22 protein-coding genes, 1 tRNA gene and 1 pseudogene are annotated in these 20,941 nt (G+C 60.3%); 16 read left to right on the top strand and 8 right to left on the bottom strand.

All coding sequences use genetic code 11. The features are described from left to right. Nucleotides 1–21: 21 nt before the first annotated feature. On the bottom strand, nucleotides 22–1,455 hold the full coding sequence (locus CFII68_RS14225; protein ID WP_018606854.1) for a M48 family metalloprotease: 1,434 nt from the start codon (nucleotides 1,453–1,455) through the stop codon (nucleotides 22–24). 98 nt (nucleotides 1,456–1,553) lie between these two features. Between CFII68_RS14225 and CFII68_RS14230 the strand changes: the two genes are divergently transcribed. Both CFII68_RS14230 and CFII68_RS14235 read left to right on the top strand, forming a co-directional pair. Further along, nucleotides 1,554–1,793 (top strand): sulfurtransferase TusA family protein, encoded by a 240-nt coding sequence (locus CFII68_RS14230; protein WP_014337032.1) that lies wholly within the window; start codon nucleotides 1,554–1,556, stop codon nucleotides 1,791–1,793. A gap of 29 nt (nucleotides 1,794–1,822) precedes the next feature. Further along, nucleotides 1,823–2,893: an AI-2E family transporter gene (locus CFII68_RS14235; protein ID WP_018606852.1), complete on the top strand. Its 1,071-nt coding sequence runs from the start codon at nucleotides 1,823–1,825 to the stop codon at nucleotides 2,891–2,893. A gap of 139 nt (nucleotides 2,894–3,032) precedes the next feature. Here CFII68_RS14235 and CFII68_RS14240 read toward each other — a convergent pair whose 3' ends face one another. Both CFII68_RS14240 and CFII68_RS14245 read right to left on the bottom strand, forming a co-directional pair. Continuing rightward, complete coding sequence (locus CFII68_RS14240; RefSeq protein WP_018606850.1) at nucleotides 3,033–3,506, bottom strand: peroxiredoxin; 474 nt, start codon at nucleotides 3,504–3,506, stop codon at nucleotides 3,033–3,035. Between the two features lie 10 nt (nucleotides 3,507–3,516). Beyond that, the gene (locus CFII68_RS14245; RefSeq protein WP_003184325.1) at nucleotides 3,517–4,077 is read right to left on the bottom strand and encodes a glycine cleavage system protein R; all 561 of its coding nucleotides are present in this window, start codon (nucleotides 4,075–4,077) and stop codon (nucleotides 3,517–3,519) included. A gap of 315 nt (nucleotides 4,078–4,392) precedes the next feature. On the opposite strand from CFII68_RS14245, the gene dapA reads away from it, so the two are divergent. From dapA to CFII68_RS14270, 5 genes are all read left to right on the top strand, one after another. Beyond that, nucleotides 4,393–5,271: a 4-hydroxy-tetrahydrodipicolinate synthase gene (dapA, locus tag CFII68_RS14250; protein ID WP_018606842.1), complete on the top strand. Its 879-nt coding sequence runs from the start codon at nucleotides 4,393–4,395 to the stop codon at nucleotides 5,269–5,271. 17 nt (nucleotides 5,272–5,288) lie between these two features. After that, complete coding sequence (gene bamC / locus CFII68_RS14255) at nucleotides 5,289–6,404, top strand: outer membrane protein assembly factor BamC (RefSeq protein WP_018606839.1); 1,116 nt, start codon at nucleotides 5,289–5,291, stop codon at nucleotides 6,402–6,404. A 4-nt stretch (nucleotides 6,405–6,408) separates the two neighbouring features. After that, nucleotides 6,409–7,167 (top strand): MBL fold metallo-hydrolase, encoded by a 759-nt coding sequence (locus CFII68_RS14260; RefSeq protein WP_018606836.1) that lies wholly within the window; start codon nucleotides 6,409–6,411, stop codon nucleotides 7,165–7,167. 27 nt (nucleotides 7,168–7,194) lie between these two features. Beyond that, entirely contained in the window at nucleotides 7,195–7,908 is a 714-nt protein-coding gene (gene purC, locus CFII68_RS14265; protein WP_018606833.1) for a phosphoribosylaminoimidazolesuccinocarboxamide synthase, read from the top strand. Between the two features lie 83 nt (nucleotides 7,909–7,991). Continuing rightward, nucleotides 7,992–8,081, top strand: a tRNA-Ser gene (locus tag CFII68_RS14270). 207 nt (nucleotides 8,082–8,288) lie between these two features. On the opposite strand, the gene CFII68_RS14275 is transcribed toward CFII68_RS14270, so the two are convergent. Continuing rightward, nucleotides 8,289–8,555 (bottom strand): hypothetical protein, encoded by a 267-nt coding sequence (locus tag CFII68_RS14275; protein WP_018606831.1) that lies wholly within the window; start codon nucleotides 8,553–8,555, stop codon nucleotides 8,289–8,291. Nucleotides 8,556–8,898: 343 nt separating this feature from the next. Between CFII68_RS14275 and CFII68_RS28205 the strand changes: the two are divergent. The 3 genes and pseudogenes from CFII68_RS28205 to CFII68_RS14285 form a co-directional block, all read left to right on the top strand. Next, nucleotides 8,899–9,675, top strand: a pseudogene (locus tag CFII68_RS28205) (MCP four helix bundle domain-containing protein); the annotation flags it as partial. 69 nt (nucleotides 9,676–9,744) lie between these two features. Next, nucleotides 9,745–10,533, top strand: a complete 789-nt coding sequence (locus tag CFII68_RS28200) for a methyl-accepting chemotaxis protein (RefSeq protein WP_371103545.1) — start codon at nucleotides 9,745–9,747, stop codon at nucleotides 10,531–10,533. Nucleotides 10,534–10,546: 13 nt separating this feature from the next. Further along, nucleotides 10,547–11,293 carry a phytanoyl-CoA dioxygenase family protein gene (locus CFII68_RS14285; RefSeq protein WP_018606827.1) on the top strand — a complete coding sequence of 249 codons (747 nt, stop codon included), beginning with the start codon at nucleotides 10,547–10,549 and terminating at the stop codon, nucleotides 11,291–11,293. Between the two features lie 11 nt (nucleotides 11,294–11,304). Here CFII68_RS14285 and CFII68_RS14290 read toward each other — a convergent pair whose 3' ends face one another. The 3 genes from CFII68_RS14290 to CFII68_RS14300 all read right to left on the bottom strand — a co-directional run bounded on the left by CFII68_RS14290 (nucleotide 11,305) and on the right by CFII68_RS14300 (nucleotide 13,011). Continuing rightward, nucleotides 11,305–11,673 carry a cupin domain-containing protein gene (locus tag CFII68_RS14290; RefSeq protein ID WP_018606825.1) on the bottom strand — a complete coding sequence of 123 codons (369 nt, stop codon included), beginning with the start codon at nucleotides 11,671–11,673 and terminating at the stop codon, nucleotides 11,305–11,307. Nucleotides 11,674–11,775: 102 nt separating this feature from the next. Further along, nucleotides 11,776–12,582, bottom strand: a complete 807-nt coding sequence (locus CFII68_RS14295; protein ID WP_033062629.1) for an AraC family transcriptional regulator — start codon at nucleotides 12,580–12,582, stop codon at nucleotides 11,776–11,778. Between the two features lie 237 nt (nucleotides 12,583–12,819). Then, nucleotides 12,820–13,011, bottom strand: a complete 192-nt coding sequence (locus tag CFII68_RS14300; protein ID WP_014337049.1) for a DUF1508 domain-containing protein — start codon at nucleotides 13,009–13,011, stop codon at nucleotides 12,820–12,822. A gap of 219 nt (nucleotides 13,012–13,230) precedes the next feature. Between CFII68_RS14300 and CFII68_RS14305 the strand changes: the two genes are divergently transcribed. Beyond that, nucleotides 13,231–14,154, top strand: coding sequence for a LysR family transcriptional regulator (locus CFII68_RS14305; RefSeq protein WP_018606821.1), 924 nt, complete (start codon nucleotides 13,231–13,233; stop codon nucleotides 14,152–14,154). A gap of 103 nt (nucleotides 14,155–14,257) precedes the next feature. Beyond that, on the top strand, nucleotides 14,258–14,623 hold the full coding sequence (locus CFII68_RS14310) for a 5-carboxymethyl-2-hydroxymuconate Delta-isomerase (protein ID WP_018606819.1): 366 nt from the start codon (nucleotides 14,258–14,260) through the stop codon (nucleotides 14,621–14,623). Between the two features lie 3 nt (nucleotides 14,624–14,626). On the opposite strand, the gene CFII68_RS14315 is transcribed toward CFII68_RS14310, so the two are convergent. Then, nucleotides 14,627–15,559 (bottom strand): LysR family transcriptional regulator, encoded by a 933-nt coding sequence (locus tag CFII68_RS14315; protein WP_018606817.1) that lies wholly within the window; start codon nucleotides 15,557–15,559, stop codon nucleotides 14,627–14,629. Nucleotides 15,560–16,095: 536 nt separating this feature from the next. Between CFII68_RS14315 and CFII68_RS14320 the strand changes: the two genes are divergently transcribed. The 4 genes from CFII68_RS14320 to rnd all read left to right on the top strand — a co-directional run. Then, nucleotides 16,096–17,463, top strand: coding sequence for a glutamine synthetase family protein (locus tag CFII68_RS14320; RefSeq protein ID WP_177325045.1), 1,368 nt, complete (start codon nucleotides 16,096–16,098; stop codon nucleotides 17,461–17,463). 167 nt (nucleotides 17,464–17,630) lie between these two features. Continuing rightward, nucleotides 17,631–19,280 (top strand): phosphoethanolamine transferase, encoded by a 1,650-nt coding sequence (locus tag CFII68_RS14325; RefSeq protein WP_018606814.1) that lies wholly within the window; start codon nucleotides 17,631–17,633, stop codon nucleotides 19,278–19,280. A 68-nt stretch (nucleotides 19,281–19,348) separates the two neighbouring features. Further along, nucleotides 19,349–19,990 carry a class I SAM-dependent methyltransferase gene (locus CFII68_RS14330; protein ID WP_018606812.1) on the top strand — a complete coding sequence of 214 codons (642 nt, stop codon included), beginning with the start codon at nucleotides 19,349–19,351 and terminating at the stop codon, nucleotides 19,988–19,990. 121 nt (nucleotides 19,991–20,111) lie between these two features. Further along, nucleotides 20,112–20,941 (top strand): ribonuclease D (gene rnd, locus CFII68_RS14335; protein WP_018606811.1); only part of this gene is annotated, 830 nt, incomplete at its 3' end.

Genomic DNA, 20,941 nt, shown 5'->3' with positions numbered 1-20,941 from the left:
TTTTTTTTGCCTGGCGAATGCTCAGCCCATCATGTCCTTGACCATGCGTTCCTGCTCCATGAGCTCCCGCTGCCGGGCATCGATGCGTGACGACAGGGGGAAGTTGGTGCCGGCGCGCCGTTTGGCGAAGTCCAGTTGCTGGATGGCCTGACGGTAGTCGCCTACCAGTGCGAAGTACTCGGCACGAGCCTGATGCAGGCCGATGATATTGCCCGACAGCCCGCGGGTCTCGGCCACCATGTACCAGACGTCCGGATCGTCCGGGCGGGTCTTGAGCAAGGATTCCAGGGCCTTCTCGGCATCGGCGGGGCGGTTCTGCTTGAGCAGCAGGTCGACGCGTACCTGGTTGAGCGGATAGTTGCCCGGGTACTGGCTCAGCATCCGCTCGACGCGCGATTGAGCGTCGGCCAGTTTGTTGTTGGTGATGTCCAGGTCCACCTGGGCGAGGTTGTAGATGATCTCGTTGGGCGATTTGGCCAGCAACGGCTTGAGGTTTTCCCGTGCTTCGTTCAACTGGCCGCCCTTGATCTGCGCGATTGCCAGGCCATAGCGCGCCACGTCGTTCTTCGGGTTCTCATCCAGCTGCGCCCGGAAGCGCTTGGCGGCCAGGCCCGGGGTTTCTTCGTAGGTCAACTGGACCCGAGCGCGAATCAGTTGATAGCGCACACTGTCCTCGATACCGCCCGGCTTGGCCTGTTCGGCGCGGTTGCGGGTGTCGGCGATCCGGGATTCGGTTACCGGGTGAGTCAGCAGGAACTCCGGGGGCCTGGCGTCGAACCGGTACTGGCGCATCAGACGCTCGAACATGGTCGGCATGGACCGCGGGTCGTAGCCGGCCTTTTCCAGGTTTTGGATGCCGATGCGGTCGGCTTCCTGTTCGTTCTGGCGCGAGAAACGCCGTTGTTCCTGGATGGCCGCGGCCTGGGTCCCGGCGATGGCCGCGATCCCGGCGTCACCGCCACCGGCGGCGGCAATCACGATGCCAGCCAGCAGCGCGGCCATCATTGGTACCTGCATGCGCTGCTGGGCTTCGACGCCGCGGGCGAAGTGGCGTTGTGACAAATGCGCCAGTTCGTGGGCCATGACCGAGGCGTATTCGCCTTCGGTCTGTGCATTGAGGAACAGGCCGCCGTTGACCCCGACGATTCCGCCTGGTGCGGCGAAGGCGTTGAGCTGCGGGCTGTTGATCAGGATGAACTCCAGGCGCCGGTCGTTGACCTGGCTGGTTTCCACCAGTTTATAGACGCTGGATTCGACGTAGTCCTTGAGCTGTGGATCGTTGAGCTGTGAAACCTGGCTGCGCAGCAGGGCCAACCAGGCGCGGCCCAGTTGGTGCTCCTGTTCTGGCGAGACGATGGCAGAACTGGCGTCGCCAAGTGACGGCAGGTCGTCGGCGAAGCCCGGTGAGGCAAGCAGGCAAGCGAGCGTCAGCAGGGTGGGGCGCAGAAATGTCATGCACGAAGCCTTAGTCGACAAAGACCTTACTGTAGCCGGACACCGGGCCCGGGACCAGATATTCTAGGCCGCTCAACGATCTGCTGCGGAGTGAACCCATGACTGATGCTGTAGCCCACGATGCCGAACTGGACGCCAGCGGCCTGAACTGTCCGTTGCCGTTGCTCAAGGCTAAGCTGGAACTCAATCGCCTGGCCAGCGGCAGCGTGCTCAAGGTGATCGCCACGGATGCGGGCTCCCAGCGTGATTTCCGCACCTTCGCCCGATTGGCCGGTCATACGCTGCTGCGTGAAGAAGACGATAACGGCGTCTACCGTTACTGGCTGAAAAAGGCCTGAAAACCGACAGCGTCTCTTAAGGATTTTTAATGTTCAAAGTGTTACGCGACTGGATCCAGCGCTACTTCTCCGATGAAGAGGCTGTAGTCCTGGCAGTGCTGCTGTTCCTGGCCTTTACCGCCGTGCTCACCCTGGGCGGCATGCTGGCGCCGGTGCTGGCGGGGATGGTGCTGGCGTACCTGATGCAAGGGTTGGTCACGACCCTGGAGCGCTTGCGGTTGCCGGGTGCGGCGGCGGTGGGCTTGGTGTTCGCCCTGTTCATGGGCTTGTTGTTGGTGTTCATAATCGTGATCGTGCCGCTGCTCTGGCACCAGTTGGTGACGCTCTTCAACGAGTTGCCGGGGATGCTTGCCAAATGGCAGTCCGTGCTGTTGCTGTTGCCCGAGCGTTATCCGCACCTGGTGTCCGACGAGCAGGTGTTGCAAGCCATTGAAGTCGTGCGCGGCCAGATCGGCAAGTTCGGCCAGTGGGCACTGACGTTTTCGCTGTCCAGCCTGCCGCTTCTGGTCAACATCATGATCTACCTGGTGCTGGTGCCGATCCTGGTGTTTTTCTTCCTCAAGGACCGCGAAATGATCGGGCGTTGGGTCCGTGGCTACCTGCCGCGTGAGCGGGCGCTGATTACCCGGGTGGCCCAGGAAATGAATCGGCAGATCGCCAACTACATTCGCGGCAAAGTCATCGAGATTTTCATCTGCGGCGGCGTGACCTACATCGGCTTCGTCGCCCTGGGACTCAATTACGCCGCCTTGCTGGCGCTGCTGGTGGGCATCTCAGTGGTAGTGCCTTATGTTGGCACCGTGGTGGTGACCGTGCCGGTGGCCTTGATTGCGCTGTTCCAGTGGGGCTGGAGCGATCAGTTCATCTACCTGATGGCGGTCTACGGGATCATCCAGACGCTGGACGGCAACGTGCTGGTCCCGCTGCTGTTCTCCGAGGCGGTGAACCTGCATCCGGTGGCGATCATCTGTGCGGTGCTGCTGTTTGGCGGGCTGTGGGGGTTCTGGGGGGTGTTCTTTGCGATACCCCTGGCGACGCTGTTCAAGGCGGTGCTGGATGCGTGGCCGAGCAAGGAGCCGGTGGTGGCGCCGTTGTTGTAGCTTATGGGGTGGGGCTTGTGGCCCCATCGTCGGAACGCCGCCCGGAGCAAGCTCGCTCCCACACTGGATTGGTGGTGTTAATCAAATCCCTGTGGGAGCGAGCTCGCTCGCGATAGCGCCAGGACAGGCAGCGAAAATTTCAGCCCTTGTTGAGGGCCTGAGCCGCCGCCAACACCGCATCCACATGCCCCGGCACCTTCACACCACGCCATTCCTGGCGCAGCACGCCGTTCTTGTCGATCAGGAATGTGCTGCGATCAACCCCCAGGTATTCCTTGCCATAGAGCTTTTTCAGCTTGATCACGTCGAACAGCTGGCAGACGGCCTCGTCCTTGTCACTGATCAGCTCGAACGGGAACTCCTGCTTGCATTTGAAGTTCTCGTGGGACTTGAGGCTGTCCCGGGAGATGCCGAACACTTCGGTGTTGGCAGCCTGGAACTGCGCGTACTGATCGCGAAAACCCTGGCCTTCGGTGGTGCAGCCCGGGGTGCTGTCCTTGGGGTAGAAGTAGATCACCACCTGCTTGCCCTTGAGGGCGGCGAGGCTGATGGTCTGCCCGCTGGTGGCGGGTGCCTGGAAATCGGTAACCGGCTGGTCGACGGCAACGGCCATGAACGCTTCCTTACATTGGGTTTTGTGGGCGCCACGGTTCGATCAGGGCATCCAGGTTCATCGCATCGGCGAAGTCCAGGAACTGATCGCGCAGCCAACTGATCTGGGTGCCGGCGGGCAGGGTCACGGTGAACGTGGCGTTGAGCATGGTGCCGCCGGTCTGCGGGGCCTGGTAGGTGTCGCAGGTCAGGTTTTCCAGCTCGACGTGGTGGTCCATGAAGAACTGGCACAGCTCGTTGATGATGTCCGGGCGGTAGGCCGAGCTCACATAGGCCACGTAGGGCAGGGCCTGGGGACGGTTCTCCAGGGCGGCGCTACGCACCACGTTGACGGTGAAGGCATGCTTCTTGGCCAGCACCGGCAGGCTGCCTTCCAGGCGAGCCAGGGCGTCCCAGCTGCCGGAGATCTCGAGCACGAGGGCACTGCATTCGCCATGACGGGTCAGGCGTGAGGTCACGACGGCGCAGCGATTTTCATGGCTGGCGCGGCACAGGACGTTAGTCAGCTCCATGGGGTTGGCGCCAAGGGCACTGATAACAAGGAATTGTTCGCGGACTGTGGGGGTGGACATGCAGCATTCCTAAAGCGATGAGCGGTCGGTACCTTTGCCGCTCGACACAGCGCCAGGCCCGGAAAAACGAACGGCTCAAGCCTTGTGCCCGGGGTTGCGCTGCATTCCACGACAGCAGGAACGCACCAGGACAAACCCGGGATCGGGGCTTGTGGCGTCGAAAACGGAGGCTGGAAACCGGCGTATGAGCTTGTCGGTACCGATCAAAGCCTGAAGGGTAGCGAAAACCATCGCCAAGGGGAATGGTAGTTCGCTTGTACAAGCATCTTGGCGCCAGTACCATTACCGCTCTCTTTTTCCGGCAGGAGCGGTTTCATGATTGCGGGCAGTATGGTGGCACTGGTCACACCCATGGATGCACAAGGGCATCTTGACTGGGCCAGCCTCAGCAAACTCGTGGACTTCCACCTTGAGAACGGCACCCATGCCATTGTCGCCGTCGGTACCACCGGCGAGTCGGCAACCCTCGACGTCAATGAGCACATCGAAGTCATCCGTGCCGTGGTCAAGCAGGTCAACGGTCGCATTCCCGTCATCGCCGGGACCGGCGCCAACTCGACTCGCGAAGCCGTCGAACTGACCCGCAACGCCAAGGAAGCCGGTGCCGACGCCTGCCTGCTGGTCGTTCCGTACTACAACAAGCCGACCCAGGAAGGCTTGTACCAGCACTTCAAGCACATTGCCGAAGCCGTCGACATCCCGCAGATCCTCTATAACGTTCCCGGCCGCACCTCCTGCGACATGCAGGCCGAGACCGTGATCCGCCTGTCCACCGTGCCGAACATCATCGGCATCAAGGAAGCCACTGGCGACATGAAGCGCGCCAAGGCCATCCTCGATGGCGTGGGCAAGGACTTCATCGTGCTGTCCGGCGATGATCCGACCGCGGTCGAGCTGATCCTGCTGGGAGGCAAGGGCAACATCTCCGTCACTGCCAACGTTGCTCCGCGCGAAATGGCCGACCTGTGCGAGGCCGCGCTCAAGGGCGACGCCGAGACCGCACGGGCCATCAACGAAAAACTGATGCCGTTGCACAAGAACCTGTTCCTCGAGGCCAACCCGATTCCGGTGAAGTGGGCCTTGGTTGAAATGGGCCTGATGCACGAAGGCATCCGCCTGCCACTGACCTGGCTGAGCACCCCCTGTCACGAACCGCTGCGGCAGGCCATGCGCCAGTCCGGCGTCCTGGTTTAATTGAGGAAGTACAACGCATGAAGCGAATGGCCGGACTTTCCGCACTTGCCTTGATTATCTCCAGCACCAGCGGCTGCGGATGGATCTGGGGGCCGGAAGGTTACTTCCGCGACCGTGGTAGCGATTACCTGCAGGCGCAACAGACTGCACCGATGCAACTGCCGCAAGACGTCAGCGTTGCCAAGCGCCTGGATCCGCTGCTGCCGATCCCGCGCAACGTAGCCGACGACAGCGTCAAGGGCGAATACATCGTCCCACGTCCACAGCCGCTGTCGGCCGTGGCCGATGCCAGCGACTACACCCGGCAGAAGAGTGGCGATTCCAGCTGGGTCATGGGCCAGCATCCACCGGCCGAAGTCTGGCCTGTGGCGATCCAGTTCTTCCAGGACAACGGTTTCCGCCTGGACGAACAGCGCCCGCAAACTGGCGAATTCACCACCACCTGGCAGCGCGCCGATGAACTGTCCGCCGCCATGGCCAAGCGCATGAGCGCCGCCGGTGTCGCGGCCGACAGCGAAACCCGCGTGCGGGTGCGTATCGAGCCAGGCGTGCAGCGCAACACCAGTGAAGTCTATGTGGTCAGCGCCGAGCGGCCTGCCGGCAGCACCGCCGACGTGGCCTTCACCAACCGTTCGGTCAATACCGGCCTGGACGCTGCCCTGGTGGACGACATGCTTGCCAGCATGAGCCGTACCGCAGAGCAGGGCGGCTCGGTTTCGATGCTGGCTACCCGCGACTACGACACCCCGAGCCGCGTCAGCCTGAGCGAAGACGGCAGCGGCAACCCGGTGCTCAACGTCGGCTCCGACCTGGACCGTGCCTGGTCGAGCGTTGGCCGTGCGCTGGAGCAGGGTGAATGGCGCGTTGAAGACATCAACCGCAGCCTGGGCCTGTACTACATCAACCTCGCTGAGAAGGCCGAGAGGAAAGACGAGAAGCCTGGCTTCTTCAGTGGCCTGTTCGGCAGCAAGCCGGACAAGGAAGAAGTCGAAGCCCGCGCCGAGCGTTACCAGGTTCGCCTGAGCAAGGTCGGCGACAACGTCCAGGTCACCGTCGAGAAGAACATCAACACCGTGGCGCCGGCCGATGTGGCCCGCAAGGTGTTGGGCTTGATTCAGGACAACCTGGGCTGATCCGATGCGTTTTGCCGTTCTCGGCAGCGGTAGCCAAGGGAACGGCACGCTGGTAGCCAGTGCCGGCACGTATGTGTTGGTCGATTGTGGTTTCTCCCTGCGGGAAACCGAGAAGCGCCTGTTGCGCCTGGGTGTGCACCCGGCGCAACTGAGCGCGATACTTGTGACCCACGAACATGCCGACCACGTGCATGGCGTGGGTTTGCTGTCTCGGCGCTACAATCTGCCGGTGTACCTGAGCCGTGGCACACTGGAAGGCCTGCGCAAGCCCATCGAACCGGCCGGCTTCGTGGCCGGTGGCGAGCAACTGCGCATCGGTTGCCTGGATATCAGCGTGGTCAGCGTGGCGCACGATGCCCGGGAACCGACGCAATATGTGTTCAGTGACGGCGAGCGGCGTTTTGGGCTGCTGACCGACCTGGGGTCGTATTGCAACAGGGTGATGGACAGTTACCGGGACCTCGATGCGTTGATGATCGAGTCCAACCACTGCCGCGACATGTTGGCGCGTGGTTACTACCCGTACTTCCTCAAGCAGCGGGTAGGCGGGGAATACGGACATTTGAACAACCACCAGGCAGCGTTCCTGGTGGCCGAGTTGGGCTGGCAAGGCCTGCAACACCTGGTCCTGGCCCATCTGAGCAGCAAGAACAACCTGCCGCAGCTGGCCCGGCAATGTTTTGTCGACACCCTCGGGTGCGACCCGGACTGGCTGCAACTGGCCGATCAAGATTCAGGGCTCGACTGGCGACATATCGCCTAGCCCACTACTTAGCAAGCGGAGCCCATCATGGAAAAACGTGAAGAACTCTACCGCGGCAAAGCCAAGTCGGTTTACAAGACCGACGACGCTGACCGCTTGATCCTGCTGTTTCGCAACGACACCTCGGCGTTCGACGGCAAGCGCATCGAACAGCTGGACCGCAAGGGCATGGTGAACAACAAGTTCAACGCCTTCATCATGCAGAAGCTCGAAGCCGCCGGCGTGCCGACCCAGTTCGACAAGCTGCTGGGCGACAACGAATGCCTGGTCAAGAAGCTGGACATGATCCCGGTCGAATGCGTCGTGCGTAACTACGCCGCCGGCAGCCTGGTCAAGCGCCTGGGCGTGGAAGAGGGCATGAAGCTCAACCCTTACACCTTCGAGCTGTTCCTGAAGGACGACGCCAAGGGCGACCCGTTCATCAACGAATCCCACGTCGTGGCATTCGGTTGGGGCACCGCCGAGCAACTGGTCCGCATGAAGGAATTGTCCCTCAAGGTCAACGAAGTACTGACCAAGCTGTTCGACGACGCCGGCCTGCTGCTGGTGGACTTCAAGCTTGAATTCGGCGTGTTCAGCGACGGTTCCATCGTCCTGGGCGACGAGTTCAGCCCTGACGGCTGCCGCCTCTGGGACAAGGACACCAAGAAGAAGATGGACAAGGACCGCTTCCGCCAAGGCCTCGGTGACGTCATCGAAGCCTACGAAGAAGTCGCCCAGCGTCTGGGTGTGCCGCTGTAATCGACGCAAGCATCTGATAGCACGGAAAAAATTTCGCTCGGGGGTTCGCTTCCGGCGAATGTGCTGGTATGATGCGCGCCACTGGAGAGATGCCGGAGTGGCCGAACGGGACGGATTCGAAATCCGTTGTACTGGCGACAGTACCTAGGGTTCAAATCCCTATCTCTCCGCCATTATTGTGTATGACTAAGCCCCTGAAATGGTTGAACATTTCAGGGGCTTTTTCGTTTTCGTCATCTGTCAGTCTGGCGTAAATCCTGTGGGAGCAAAGCTTGCTCGCGATTGAGGTAAGCCAGCTAACAACGATATTGGCGACTCTACCGCTATCGCGAGCAAGCTTTGCTCCCACAGACCTTACCTCTAGCTGACAAGTATTATCCCTAGACAGGTTCCGCATCCAAGCGTCGGGCGATGACATCGAGCACGTCGCAACCATCCCTCAACGGAATGCAGCACAGCTGTGCAAAGTCCTGAAGGACCACTGAGTCGCTGGGAATGTCCCCTCGCATGGCGAGGTTCTCTAAAAGCTGGGTAACCGCGCGAATTCTATAGCCTGCCGTGTCGAGCAGGGTGTGCAAAGGCGCTGAGGTATCGACAAAGAGGGGTTGATCGTCGGCATTGCTGGTAAGAGCCATGTATCTATTCATTCCAAACTCCATTTGATTGAGGACCTTCTTACCATTTGTCATCGAGTCGCCAAACCCAAGCCGCTCTTACGAACGACGTTTGGACTATAGGGCCTCGCTGGAGAAATCATCAATCAGATGATGAGTCAGAAAATTCTCTAAATTATGTGGGCGGGAAATGTCAGAAAATTCCCCGCAGCTATTGCCTCCCCCCGCCTTTTTTATCCCGCCCAACCCACTCCGCGACCTGCATAACCCCGGTGCCTGCCAGACCCAAAGCTTTGTAACAATTAGACTAATGGTCTATAGCTCAAGGCATGGCTGCCGATAGGTCAGTTAATCCCAATGAAAGGAGTGACACCCCATGCTGCGGTTTTTTGCCGATCTGGGCTTTCGCTGGAAAATCACCCTTCCGATCGCATTCCTGGCTGTGTTGCTGGGGCTGATGGGGTGGGCGGGTATGCGCGGTATCGGTCAGGTGACTGAATCGAGCACGCAACTGACCAAACGTTACCTGCCAGCGATCAGCCTGTTGCTCAACGCCGACCGTGATCTTTATCAGGCTTTCGTTGCCGAGCGCAGCCTGCTGGATGGTCATGCAAACGAGCATTTGAAAGCGCTGAGCACCAGTCATGGTGAGAATGCGAAGCAGGCTTATGACCGCGTGCAGAAATATGCCGCGATGCAGCCCGGTGCCGAGGCGCAGGCGTTGGTCAGTCAGTTCAATGACAGCTTCGGGAAATGGATGCAGGTGTCGCGGCGGGTCCTCGAGCTGTCTGTAGGCGATCCGCAGGGCGCTAGCGCCCTGAGTTTTGGTGACAGTGAGCGCCTGTTCGAAACCATGCGCGACTCTATCGACAAGCTGGGTGAGCTGGAAGACGCAGCGTCGCATCGCGAAGGCGACGCCGCGATTGAAAACGGCGAGGCAGTCGGCGTGCACCAGGGCGCGATTCTGCTGATCGGCTTGCTCGGTTGCATCCTTGTGCTTGTTGCTCTGCCGCTTGTGGTGTTGAGCCCTATGCGTCGTTTGCTGCACCGCGTCGAGCAAATTGCCGAGGGCGGCGGCGATCTGAAAGGCCGTCTCGAGGTTCGCTCGGCCGATGAGCTGGGCCAGCTCGGCAGTGCTTTCAACCGTTTCCTCGACAAGTTGCAGCCCCTGATCGCCGAAGTTGGACGAGTGACCGGGGAGGTCGATTCCGCAGCGCGTGCCATGGCCGATATGGCCGCGACGAATGACCGGTTGATCAGCAGCGAACATGCGGCGCTCGATCAGGTCAGTACCGCCGCCACCCAGATGAGTGCAGCGGTGCATGAAGTGGCGCATAACGCGGCGAACGCCTCGGGTGCCGCGCAACAGGCGAGCAGTCAGTCTCGTGACGGCGCCGAGGTGGTCAGCAGCACCATCGAGTCGATTCGCCAGTTGGCCCAGGAAGTGGAAAGCGCCTCGGGCACGATCGAGGCATTGGCCCAGGAAACTTCCAGTATTGGCGCAGTGCTCGAGGTGATCCGTGGCATTGCCGAACAGACCAACCTGTTGGCGCTGAACGCTGCCATCGAAGCCGCGCGGGCCGGTGAGCAGGGCCGTGGTTTTGCCGTGGTGGCCGATGAGGTGAGGGCGCTCGCGGCCCGTACCCAGGACTCGACCAAGGACATTCAGGTTCGCATCGAGCGGTTGCAGAGCGGTGTCGCCAAGGCTGTACAAGCCATGCATGTGGGCAGCAGCAAGGCCCGGGACAGTGTCGAACGAGCCGCGGGCGTCGATCAGGTGCTCAGCGGTACCGGCGGTTCGATCCAGCGGATCAACGACATGGCCGCGCAAATCGCCAGTGCATGTGAGGAACAGAGCAGCGTCACTGAGGAAATAGCCCGCAATATTTCTGACATCCGTGATCTGTCCAACGAGGCGGCATCCAATTCTGCCCAGAGCATGCAGGCCAGCCAACAGCTTTCCAGCCTGTCGAGAAACCTGGCAGAACTGACCGGCCGCTTCCGCACCTGAAGCAGGTGGTGTCGTGTCTACTGACGACCATTTGCGAGCCCTGCATCAGGACGGTTTCGTCCTGATGCCCGATGTGTTGGATGCCCGGCAGATCGCCGACCTACGCCATGCCATCGACCAGTTGAAGCCCCGGCATTGGGACTACAGTGGCGTCATCGATCATTACAAATGTGTGTTCAATCGCGATCCATTCTGGCTGCCGTTCCTGGAGGTGGCCGGGGTGATCGATCTGGCCGAGGCGGCCCTGGGCGATGATTGCCATGTCATTGGCCAAACGGCCTGGCGCTGCCATCCCGGTTTCGCAGGGGCACCGTTGCACCTGGACTACCTGGCGATGGCGTTGCCGCCAACGCTGTTGGACGACCCGGCTTTCGACCTGCCCATGCAGGTGTTTACCGCGCAGTTCTACCTGGATGACATCGACGCCGACTTGAGCCCGACGCAGGTGATTCCTGGCAGCCACAAGGCCGGCCGCGCGCCAGTGAAGGGCGAAACACAATGGCAAGGGCGCCCCGCGCAGCCGGTGCTGTGCCAGGCCGGCGATGTGCTGATCTTGCGCAGTGAGTTATGGCACGCCGGCAACGACAACCGCACCGTCGACCGTACGCGGTACATGCTCCAGGTGCACTACGGTCGGCGGATGGTCGCGCAGAAGTTCTCACCCTATCTGCACTGGCAGTTCAACCCTGCTGTCCTGGCGGCCGCAACACCTCGTCAGCGGCGGTTGTTGGGCGATCACCAGGAGGCTGAATACGATTGAGCCTGGCTCAGTCAGATCCACACATCATTCACCGCTGTTCGCTCATTGGTTTGCTCGCCGGTATTGAGGACGCCACGTGGTTCGATCAGCAGCAGTTTCACTTCGTGTGCGGCGCAGGGCTTGTGCTCGACACCTTTTTTGACCACGTACATTTCGCCCGGCCCTATGGTCACCGCACCGTCGCGAAGGTCGATACGCAACTCGCCCTCCAGCACGATGAAGGTTTCATCGGTGTCGGCGTGGGTGTGCCAGACAAAGTCTCCTTCGAGTCGGACGATCTTGAATTGGTAGTCATTCATTTCGGCCACGACTTTCGGTGCCCATTGTTCGTGGAACAGTGCGTATTTCTGAGCGAAGTTGATGGGGGCGTAGTGGGTCATCGAGGCATGCTCCTCAGGTGGGTGGTGAGCTGTACCTTACTGTCGGAGTCTGGGTGCGTATTGGATGATCGTGCAGCTTTTTGCCGTGCGCAGCCTCTGCCTTCAGCGCAGCATTTTCAGCCAGCGTGCCGGTGAAATACCGAAGGCCTGGGTGTGCAGTCGGGTCATGTGGCTCTGATCGAAAAAACCACAGGCCAGGGCTACTTCGCTCAACGGCATGCCATGCAATACCAGGCACCGGGCTTCGTTCAAGCGGCGCTGGGTGATGTAGCGATAGGGGCTGGTGCCGTAAAGTGCCCGGAAATCCCGGGACAGGCTCCATCGGTCCCTGCCGCTGGCCTGCACCAGGTCGTCCAGTGTGATCGCCTTGTGGAGGGCATCATGGATGAACAGGCGGGCACGCTCCGCCGCCGGGTAGTCGATCAGCCGCCGTCCACGCCGGCTGCCGGCCGCGATGTCGAGTGCCTGGGCCACATCGTAGATGGCGTCCTCTTCCTCCAGCGGATCGAGGGGATGATCCAGGCCTTTCAGGAGCCGACGGGTGGCGATGTTGAGGCGCGGGTCGCTGGATAATCCTCCTTCGATGAAGGGCAATGGCTTGCCGCCCAGCACTTGCTGGATCAACGACGGTTCTATGTAGAGCATCCGGTAGCGAAAACCCTCGCTCGTCCCGGCTTCGCCGTCGTGCACCTCGTCCGGGTGCAGGACGACGGTGCCGCCGGGCTGGCTGTGGCGTTTGCTGTGGCGATAGTTGAAGCTCTGCACGCCGGAAAGTGTGATTCCGATGGCGTAGGTGTCGTGGCGATGGGTGGTGTAGCCATGCCCGCTGAAATAGGCCTCGATGCGTTCCATTTTCCTCGATTCGGGCGCCCGTACCAGCCAGTCGCGATTATGGATTGATCGAGTCATTGCACCAGCCTCCTGCTTTTGTCCGCATACCCTACCTGCCGGATGACCTTCGTCACAGCAAAAAAGCTGAACCTGTGCTGGAGATTGCTCCCGCAAGGCTGCGCCCATAGACGCTGTGTAGGAGCTGTCGAGTGCAACGAGGCTGCGATCTTTTCCCAGACACTTGAATCTCAGGCGAAAGATCAAGATCAAGAGATCGCAGGCTTCGCCAGCTCCTACAGAGCCTACGCGGCGCTGTTAGATCTCCTTTACCGGCGTTTCGCCCTGGACATTCTTGATCAGCCCGATGACGTGAAGGCAGTCACTCTTGTTCACATAGGATTCGCCGCTGGCGATCGTTTCGTGGTTGCCGGCTCTCAAGCGCCAGCGCCATTGGCCTTTTCCGGTGCTCGGGGTGCCTCGGGTCTGTCGATAGATTTCAAAATACATCGGTTCGCTCCCTGCGATTCATTCAGTCAAGACATGCGTTGGACATGTGGCTGCCAGCCTAGCCAAGTGGGAGGTTTTGGCTACGGGAAATTCGTTTCCAATGGTTATCGAATATTGCTGGCATGAGAACACGCGATCGGGAAGTGAGCCTTTTTGCGCATAGACGCGCAACCCTTGGCGTTTCTACACTGCAGCCAATCAAGGGATCGAGGGCAGTGAATGAACCGCAACGAATTGCGCAAGGCCGACATCAACCTGATGGTGGTTTTCGAAACGCTGATGCTTGAGCGTAACGTGACACGGGTGGCGGAAAAACTGTTCTTGGGCCAGCCGACCATCAGCTCGGCTCTCAATCGTTTGCGCAAGATGTTCAACGACCCGCTGTTCATTCGCGTCGGCCACCGCATGGAGCCGACGGCCCGGGCCGAGGAAATCATCCGGCACCTATCACCGGCGCTCGATTCGCTGTCGGTGGCTTTGAGCCTGACCCACGATTTCGACCCCACCAGCAGTACCATGACGTTTCGTATCGGCCTGTCGGACGACGTCGAGTTCGGCCTGCTGCCGCCCCTGTTGAGCAGCCTGCGGCAAGAGGCGCCGCACATCGTGTTCGTGGTCCAGCACGTCGATTACTGGCGCATCCCCGATCTGCTGGCATCGGGCGACATCACCGTGGGCATCAGCCAGACGCGCGGTCTGCCGGCCAACGCCAAGCGCAAATTGTTGCGACACATCCAGCCCCGCGTGTTGCGCGCCGATGCATCGGACACACCACTGACCCTGGACGAGTACTGCGCCCGGCCTCATGTGCTGGTATCCCATACCGCGAACGTCGCCGGGTTTGCCGATGAATGGCTGGCCGAGATCGGACGCACGCGCCAGGTCGTGCTGTCGGTGCCGCAATACAGCGCATTGCCGGCGTTGCTGGCCGGCACTGACCTGATCGCCAGCCTGCCAGACTATACTGCCGTCGCCATGGCCGCCTCGGGCCAACTGTTCAACGAACCCTTTCCTTTCAAGACCCCGACCCTGGATTTGTCCATGGTCTGGCTGAGCCATGTCGACAGTGACCCGGCCGAACGCTGGTTGCGATCGCGGCTGGAGGCGTTCATGGGCGAGCACGTTGTCTCGGCGCAACCTTGAGCCCGTGAAACGACGAAACAAAACCTGCCCCAAAGAATAAAGTCGAGGTAAGGTTGTGGCGGCTGAAACCACCTCGTCATATTTTCGAATCGGAGTCGAACACATGCCTCACCTGCACATGGAGTACACCGCCAACCTGCCCGAGCTGAAGGCCGATGTCGCACTGTTGCGCCTGAACAATGCGCTGGTGGCCTCCGGTCAATTCGCCGCCGAGCTGGACATCAAGAGCCGTGCCGTGAAGCTCGAGACTTTCCGGGTGGGCACGGGGCTGGGCGAACGGGGCTTCGTGCACGTGAAGCTGGCCTTGCTGAGCGGCCGCTCGCCGGAAATCAAGAAACAACTGGCCGATAACCTGCTGGCCGTGATCCAGGAACTGGGGCCATGGCCGGCCGACGTTAGCGTGCAACTGTGCGTGGAAATCCTCGACATCGATCGAGGCCCGTATGCCAAGGCCTTGATCGGTCAATGACGATCAGGTGTCGCGGACGGTGCAGGCCTTGATGATCTGTTCGCGCAGCCAGGCGTTGGCACTGTCCTGATCGACGGCCAGGCTCCACTGCATGTTCAAGGTAAACCCCGGCAGGCCCTGGGGCACTTCGTGGTGATTGAAAATCGCCTCGTTGGCCAGCAGTTTCTGGATGCGGCGGGGCAGGGTGAGGATGAAGTCGGTGCCGGTGATCATCTTCAGTGCGGCGCCGTAGCTATTGGCGCGAGCGGCAATCTGGCGTTGATGCGCCTGCTGCGACAGCCAACCGTCCACCATGTTGGTCGCTGACGTCCAAGGCGTCGGAAACACGTGTCGGCGCCGTACGAAAGACTGAAGGCTCAGTTGCGGCTCAAGTGGCGTTGCCCGTTTATCCACGACACAAACCAGGTCCTCCTCCAGCAACTGCCGGGATTTGAAATCGGCATGGTTGCTGTGGAAGTTCGGGCCGAAGCAGATCACCAGGTCGAGGCTGCCGTCGCGTAATTCTTCGGCGGGAATGTCGGCTTCGAGCTTGTGCACGTTCACCGCCACCGGCAGATTGGCATAATCGAAGCCTCGCAGCAGTTGTGGCAGGATCAGTTGTTCGAAATATTCCGGTGCGCAAATATTGAAGGTAATGGCTTGCCGCGTCGGATCAAAAGTTGGTGTTCCGGCATGGCACAGGTTGATGCTTTGTAAAATGGCGCGCACGTGATCGTACATGCCCTCGGCCTTATAGGTGGGGCGCATGCCGGTGCGGGTGTTGATGAATAGCTCGTCTTCGAAACAGGTTCGCAGTTTCTTGAGGCAATAACTGACGGTTGACTGACTGACGCACAATGCCTCGGACACGCCGGTGACACTGCTTTGCTCGTACACGGCGCTAAACACCATGAGGTCTTGCATGTCGAGCTTTCTGAGGGAGTTACTGTTCAGCATCCGTTCTGTCTCTCGCTGTGCTCCTTGCGCGGATTTTGCGCAAACCAGGCTGACGATCCTAACGGAACGAACGTGCCAAGAGAATGCCAGGCAGGCGCTTTCGTGGTCGGGAACGGGACAGATAATGTAGGGAACACGACGTGTCGATCAACGACTGTTTGGTTTATCTATGTTTAGTTCGCTGCGATCCAAGCTCCATCAAATCCAGGTTTAACCTCCCAGGGGGTCGTGGGACGCTTGCCCGATGTGTTTCCTGTGATGCGCTCATGGACGGTTGGCCCCTGGCATTCCAATACCCTTCATCTGCCGCGGTCGATCCGGTCGGCAGGTTCACGCCTGCCATGGCCCCAACCCTCAGTGCGTTGCCCTCCGAGCTGGCCTTCTGGGCGCTCTGGCATTGCCGTCACGCCCGTCCTCCAGATATTCGTATTACCTGTTGATCACTCACGGTGCTCGCGCAATGGCGAGCACAGACTGACGGCGCCTTGTCGCCCGTCCGACATGGAAATACGAGCCTTCTCATGAACCTTGCCAAGATTTCTTTCGCACCCGTGCAACACGCCGAGGCGTTCCTTGCCCAGAACCCCGATATCGAACTGTTCGAACTGTTCATCCTCGACAATAACGGTGTGCCCCGGGGCAAGTTGTTGCATCGGGACGAGCTGCTGGCGGTCTTCGAAAGTGGTCGGCCACTGCCCAGTACAATTCTCGGGCTGACCGTCAATGGCGATGATGTGGAAAATTCCGGACTGGTGTGGGACGTCGGTGACATCGATTGCCGTGCCTATCCCCTCAGCGGCAGCTTGCAGCGCATGCCGTGGCGATTGATGCCCACGGCCGCCGTGCAGGTCAGCATGCATCCCCAGGAGGGCATGCCGGCGACCATCGCCGATCCACGTTATCTGCTCAGCCAGGTGATCGAGGCCTTGCAGGCCGACGGTTATTACCCGGTGATGGCGGCGGAGCTGGAGTTCTATCTGCTGGACGCGCAACGCGACAGCCATGGCCGGCCACAGCCGGCGCGGGACGCCGACGGTGGGAGACCGCGTGCCACCCAGGTCTACGGTTTGCGCGAGCTGGAGCAGATCGAGCCGTTCCTGGCCGACTTGTACGCTGCGTGCAAGCTGCAAGGCATTCCGGCCCGGACCGCCATTTCCGAATACGCACCGGGGCAAGTGGAGATCACCCTTGAACACCGCAGCGATGCCTTGCAAGCCATGGATGAAGCGGTGCGCTACAAGCGCCTGGTCAAGGGTGTGGCCCACAAGCACGGCATGCAGGCGTGCTTCATGGCCAAGCCGTTCGATCACTTGGCGGGCTCTGGCATGCACATGCATGTCAGCCTGGCGGACCGCGATGGCCACAACCTGTTTGCCAGTGAAGCCGCCGACGGCACGCCGCTGTTGCGCCAGGCAGTGGGTGGGATGCTCGACACCTTGCTCGATTCGCTGTTGATGTTTTGTCCGAACGCCAACTCCTACCGGCGATTCCAAAGCAACAGCTACGCACCGCTGGCGGCGACCTGGGGCGTGGACAACCGTACCGTGAGCCTGAGGGTGCCCGGCGGTCCGGCGTTCTCGCGCCACATCGAGCATCGTATCTGCGGCGCTGATGCCAACCCTTACCTGGCGGCGGCGGCGATATTGGCCGGCATTCATCGCGGTATCCGTGAACAGTGCAATCCCGGGAAACCTGTCGAAGGCAACGGCTACGCCCAGGCGACCGAGTTGCTGCCCACTGACTGGCTCACCACCCTGCGTGCCCTTGAGGCATCGGCCTGGGCGCGAGAAGCGTTTGGCGATGAGTTTCTTGGCGTTTATCTGGCGGTCAAGCGCGCCGAGTACCGTCAATTCATGGGGGAAGTCGGGGAGCAGGATTGGCGCTGGTATCTGAATCAAGCTTGAAACCGGCTGGCGGCGGGTTTTTTAAATAATTATTTAGTGGCAACTTTTTCACGAAAAATTGATGGTGGGCTACCTAAAGTTTGTGTTGCCGTAGGGAACGATTTTTTCACACGTTTCCTGCGGCCCTTCTTTTTTAAAAAGCAACTTTCAGGAAACCGTCAATCATCATGCTGACTATTAAAGCCGTGCGCCCCGAGTGGGTGACGCTGGCCGCCAGTGCCTTTTTATTAGTGGGCTTCAACATCGTGCTCTGGCAACACTTGCTGGCGATCACCACGGCTGACGCTCAGGGTCTACTGATGTGCGTGGTGTTTGGCCTGATGATCTTCTGCGCGTTCAACCTGGTGTTGACGCTCGTGGCTTTCCGTTCGCTGCTCAAGCCTGTGCTGATGCTGTTGTTCCTGATCAGCGCTGGCGTGGCGTATTTCATGGCTCAATACGGCGTATTGATCGACGCTGGCATGTTGCGCAACTTTGCTGAAACCAATGCCACGGAAGTTCGTGATCTGTTGTCGCTGAAGTTATTTGTTTATATTGGGTTGTTGGGTGTCTTGCCTTGCTGGTTATTGTTCAAGACACCGATCAACTACCGTCGCTGGCCCAAAGAATTATTAAGTAAGTTGCTGGTCGGCGTGGCCTCGGCGGCAGTGATTGGCATGGCCGCCTTGGCCAACTACCAAGGCCTGTCTTCATTGTTTCGCAACCACCACGAGTTGCGCTTGATGGTCGTGCCGAGCAACTACATCGGTGCGTCGCTCGGCTACTTGCGTGAGCAGGTCGCGTCGGCCAAGCAGCCGTTTATCACTCTGGGCGAGGACGCGAGTCGCAACCCCGCCTGGCAAACCCACGGCCGCAAATCCCTGACCGTGCTGGTGGTGGGCGAGAGTGCCCGGGCCGAGAACTTCGGCATCCTCGGCTATAACCGCGATACCACGCCGACACTGGACAAAGAGGCCGGCCTGATCGCCTTCACCGACGTGCATTCCTGCGGCACTGAAACCGCCGTGTCGGTGCCCTGCATGTTTTCCAACATGGGGCGCAAGAACTACGACGCCAGCATGGCCAGGAATGAAGAGGGTTTGCTGGATGTGCTCAAGCGCGCCGGGCTGGAGGTGATCTGGCGGGACAACCAGTCCGGCTGCAAGGGCACCTGTGATCGGGTCACGCTGCAGGATGTCAGCAATCTCAAGGATCCGGCCCTGTGTGCCAACAGTGAGTGCCGCGACGAGATCCTGCTCCAGGGGCTGCAGCATTTCATCGACACGCTCGACAAGGACACCGTGCTGGTGCTGCACCAGATGGGCAGCCACGGGCCGGAATACTTCAAGCGCTATCCCAAGGAATACGAGCATTTCACCCCGGTGTGCGAAAGCAACGCGTTGAACAATTGCAGCCGCGAGAGCATCGTCAACGGCTACGACAACACGCTGGTGTACACCGATCATGTGCTGTCGACCCTGATCGATCTGCTGCGGGCCAACCAGGACAAGGTCGACACGGCCATGCTGTATCTGTCGGACCATGGCGAGTCCCTGGGCGAATACAACCTGTTTCTCCATGGCACGCCCTACATGCTCGCCCCGGAGCAACAGAAACACGTGGCGATGCTGGCCTGGTTTTCCGACAGCTATCAGAAGTCTTTCTCGGTTGACACCCATTGCCTGCAACTGAGCCGGGAAAAGCCCTTGAGCCAGGACAACCTGTTTCACTCGATGCTCGGGCTGCTGGAAGTCAACAGCCACGTCTACAACCGGGACCTGGACTTGTTCGCCAACTGTCGCGGCGCGGTGATTGACGGTGTCCTGGCGCGGGAGTGATGGCGTGGACCTTTTTTTCACGCGAGGTTGGTTAACCTGTCATCCCATCTTTACCAAGAGCCGTTGGTATGTCCGGGCTACCCCCATCCGCCGTCGAGCTTGAGTTCGCCAGGCAGCATGATCAGGAACATGCGCAGGTCTGCTGCCGGCCGGCGCCTCGACGCTTGCGCCTGGCGTTCTGGCGCGACGAGCAAATGGTGCGCCACGCCCTGAAGGTGGCGGGTGAGCCCGGGTTGGTGCTGGATGTGGCCTGTGGGGCGGGGCGGTTCTGGCCGGTGCTGGCCGAGCATGCGAACCGGGTGATCCTGGCGGCGGACCCGTCGCCGGACATGCTCGAACATGCGCTCACCCACCATGGCGGCGCGTGGCTCCAACGGGTCAAGACTTTCCCGAGTTCGGCGTTCACGATTGGGCTGTCGGCGAACGCGGTGGATTGTATTTTCTGTTTGCAACTGTTTCGCCACGTCAGCGCCAGCGAGCATCGCCTGGCGTTGTTGCGTGAGTTCCATCGGGTCAGTCGCGACACGGTGATCGTTTCGGTGCAAATCGAAGGACGCCTCAAGATCGGCCAGGCGCCGCAACGAAGCCTGGCCGACAAGGCCGATGTCGAAGCCGAGTTTCGCCAGGCCGGTTTCAGCATGCTGTGGTATCAGGATTTCCTGCCCGGTTTTGCGCTGACGCGTGTTTATGTATTACGTAAGACCGGTTAAGTCCTGATGTAGGACTATTCTTGCTTTTTCGTGGGCGATTTCTCTTAGGCTACTGCTCTATGGATGCTCGCAATCGCCGGCGGCGATATATACTGCGCGCCATTCTTCAAGGGAGAGCCGTGTGGCCATCGATATTCACTGGATTCGCGACAACGATAGCCTCGGTCAGTTTTGCGCCGAGTGGCAGCAGTTGCCATTCGTCGCCCTCGACACCGAATTCATGCGGGTCGACACCTTTTACCCTATTGCTGGTTTATTGCAGATCGGCGACGGCAAGCGTGCCTACCTGATCGACCCCTTGACCATCGACAATTGGCAACCCTTGGCCGCACTGCTGGAAAACCCGGCGGTGCTCAAGGTGTTGCACGCCTGCAGCGAAGACCTTGAAGTGCTGTTGCGCCTGACTGGCAGCCTGCCTGCGCCGCTGTTCGATACTCAACTGGCCGCCGCCTACCTGAACCTGGGTTTCTCCATGGGCTATTCGCGGCTGGTGCAGGAAGTGCTGGGTATCGAGTTGCCCAAGGGCGAGACTCGTTCCGACTGGCTGCAACGGCCCCTGTCCGAGACACAGATCAGCTACGCGGCAGAGGATGCCGTGCACCTGGCAGAAGTTTTCGTACTGCTGCGCCCGAAGCTTTCCGATGAAAAATACCGCTGGGTCCTGGAGGACGGCGCCGAACTGGTGGCCAACCTGCGTCGCGAAGTCGACCCGTACGAGGTCTATCGCGAGGCCAAGCTCGCCTGGAAACTGTCCCGCGCCCAATTGGCCGTGCTGCGCGAGCTGTGCGCCTGGCGCGAACACGAGGCGCGGGCCCGTGACCTGCCGCGCAATCGCATCATCCGCGAGCATTCGCTGTGGCCCCTGGCCCGCACCCAGCCGGATAACCTCGGCGCGCTGGCGAAGATCGAAGACATGCACCCGCGCACCGTGCGCCAGGACGGCCAGTTTCT

It is taken from the genome of Pseudomonas sp. CFII68 (genome assembly GCF_000416195.1).
Classification (GTDB): domain Bacteria; phylum Pseudomonadota; class Gammaproteobacteria; order Pseudomonadales; family Pseudomonadaceae; genus Aquipseudomonas; species Aquipseudomonas kilonensis.
This window is presented reverse-complemented; position numbering and strand designations above follow the sequence as displayed.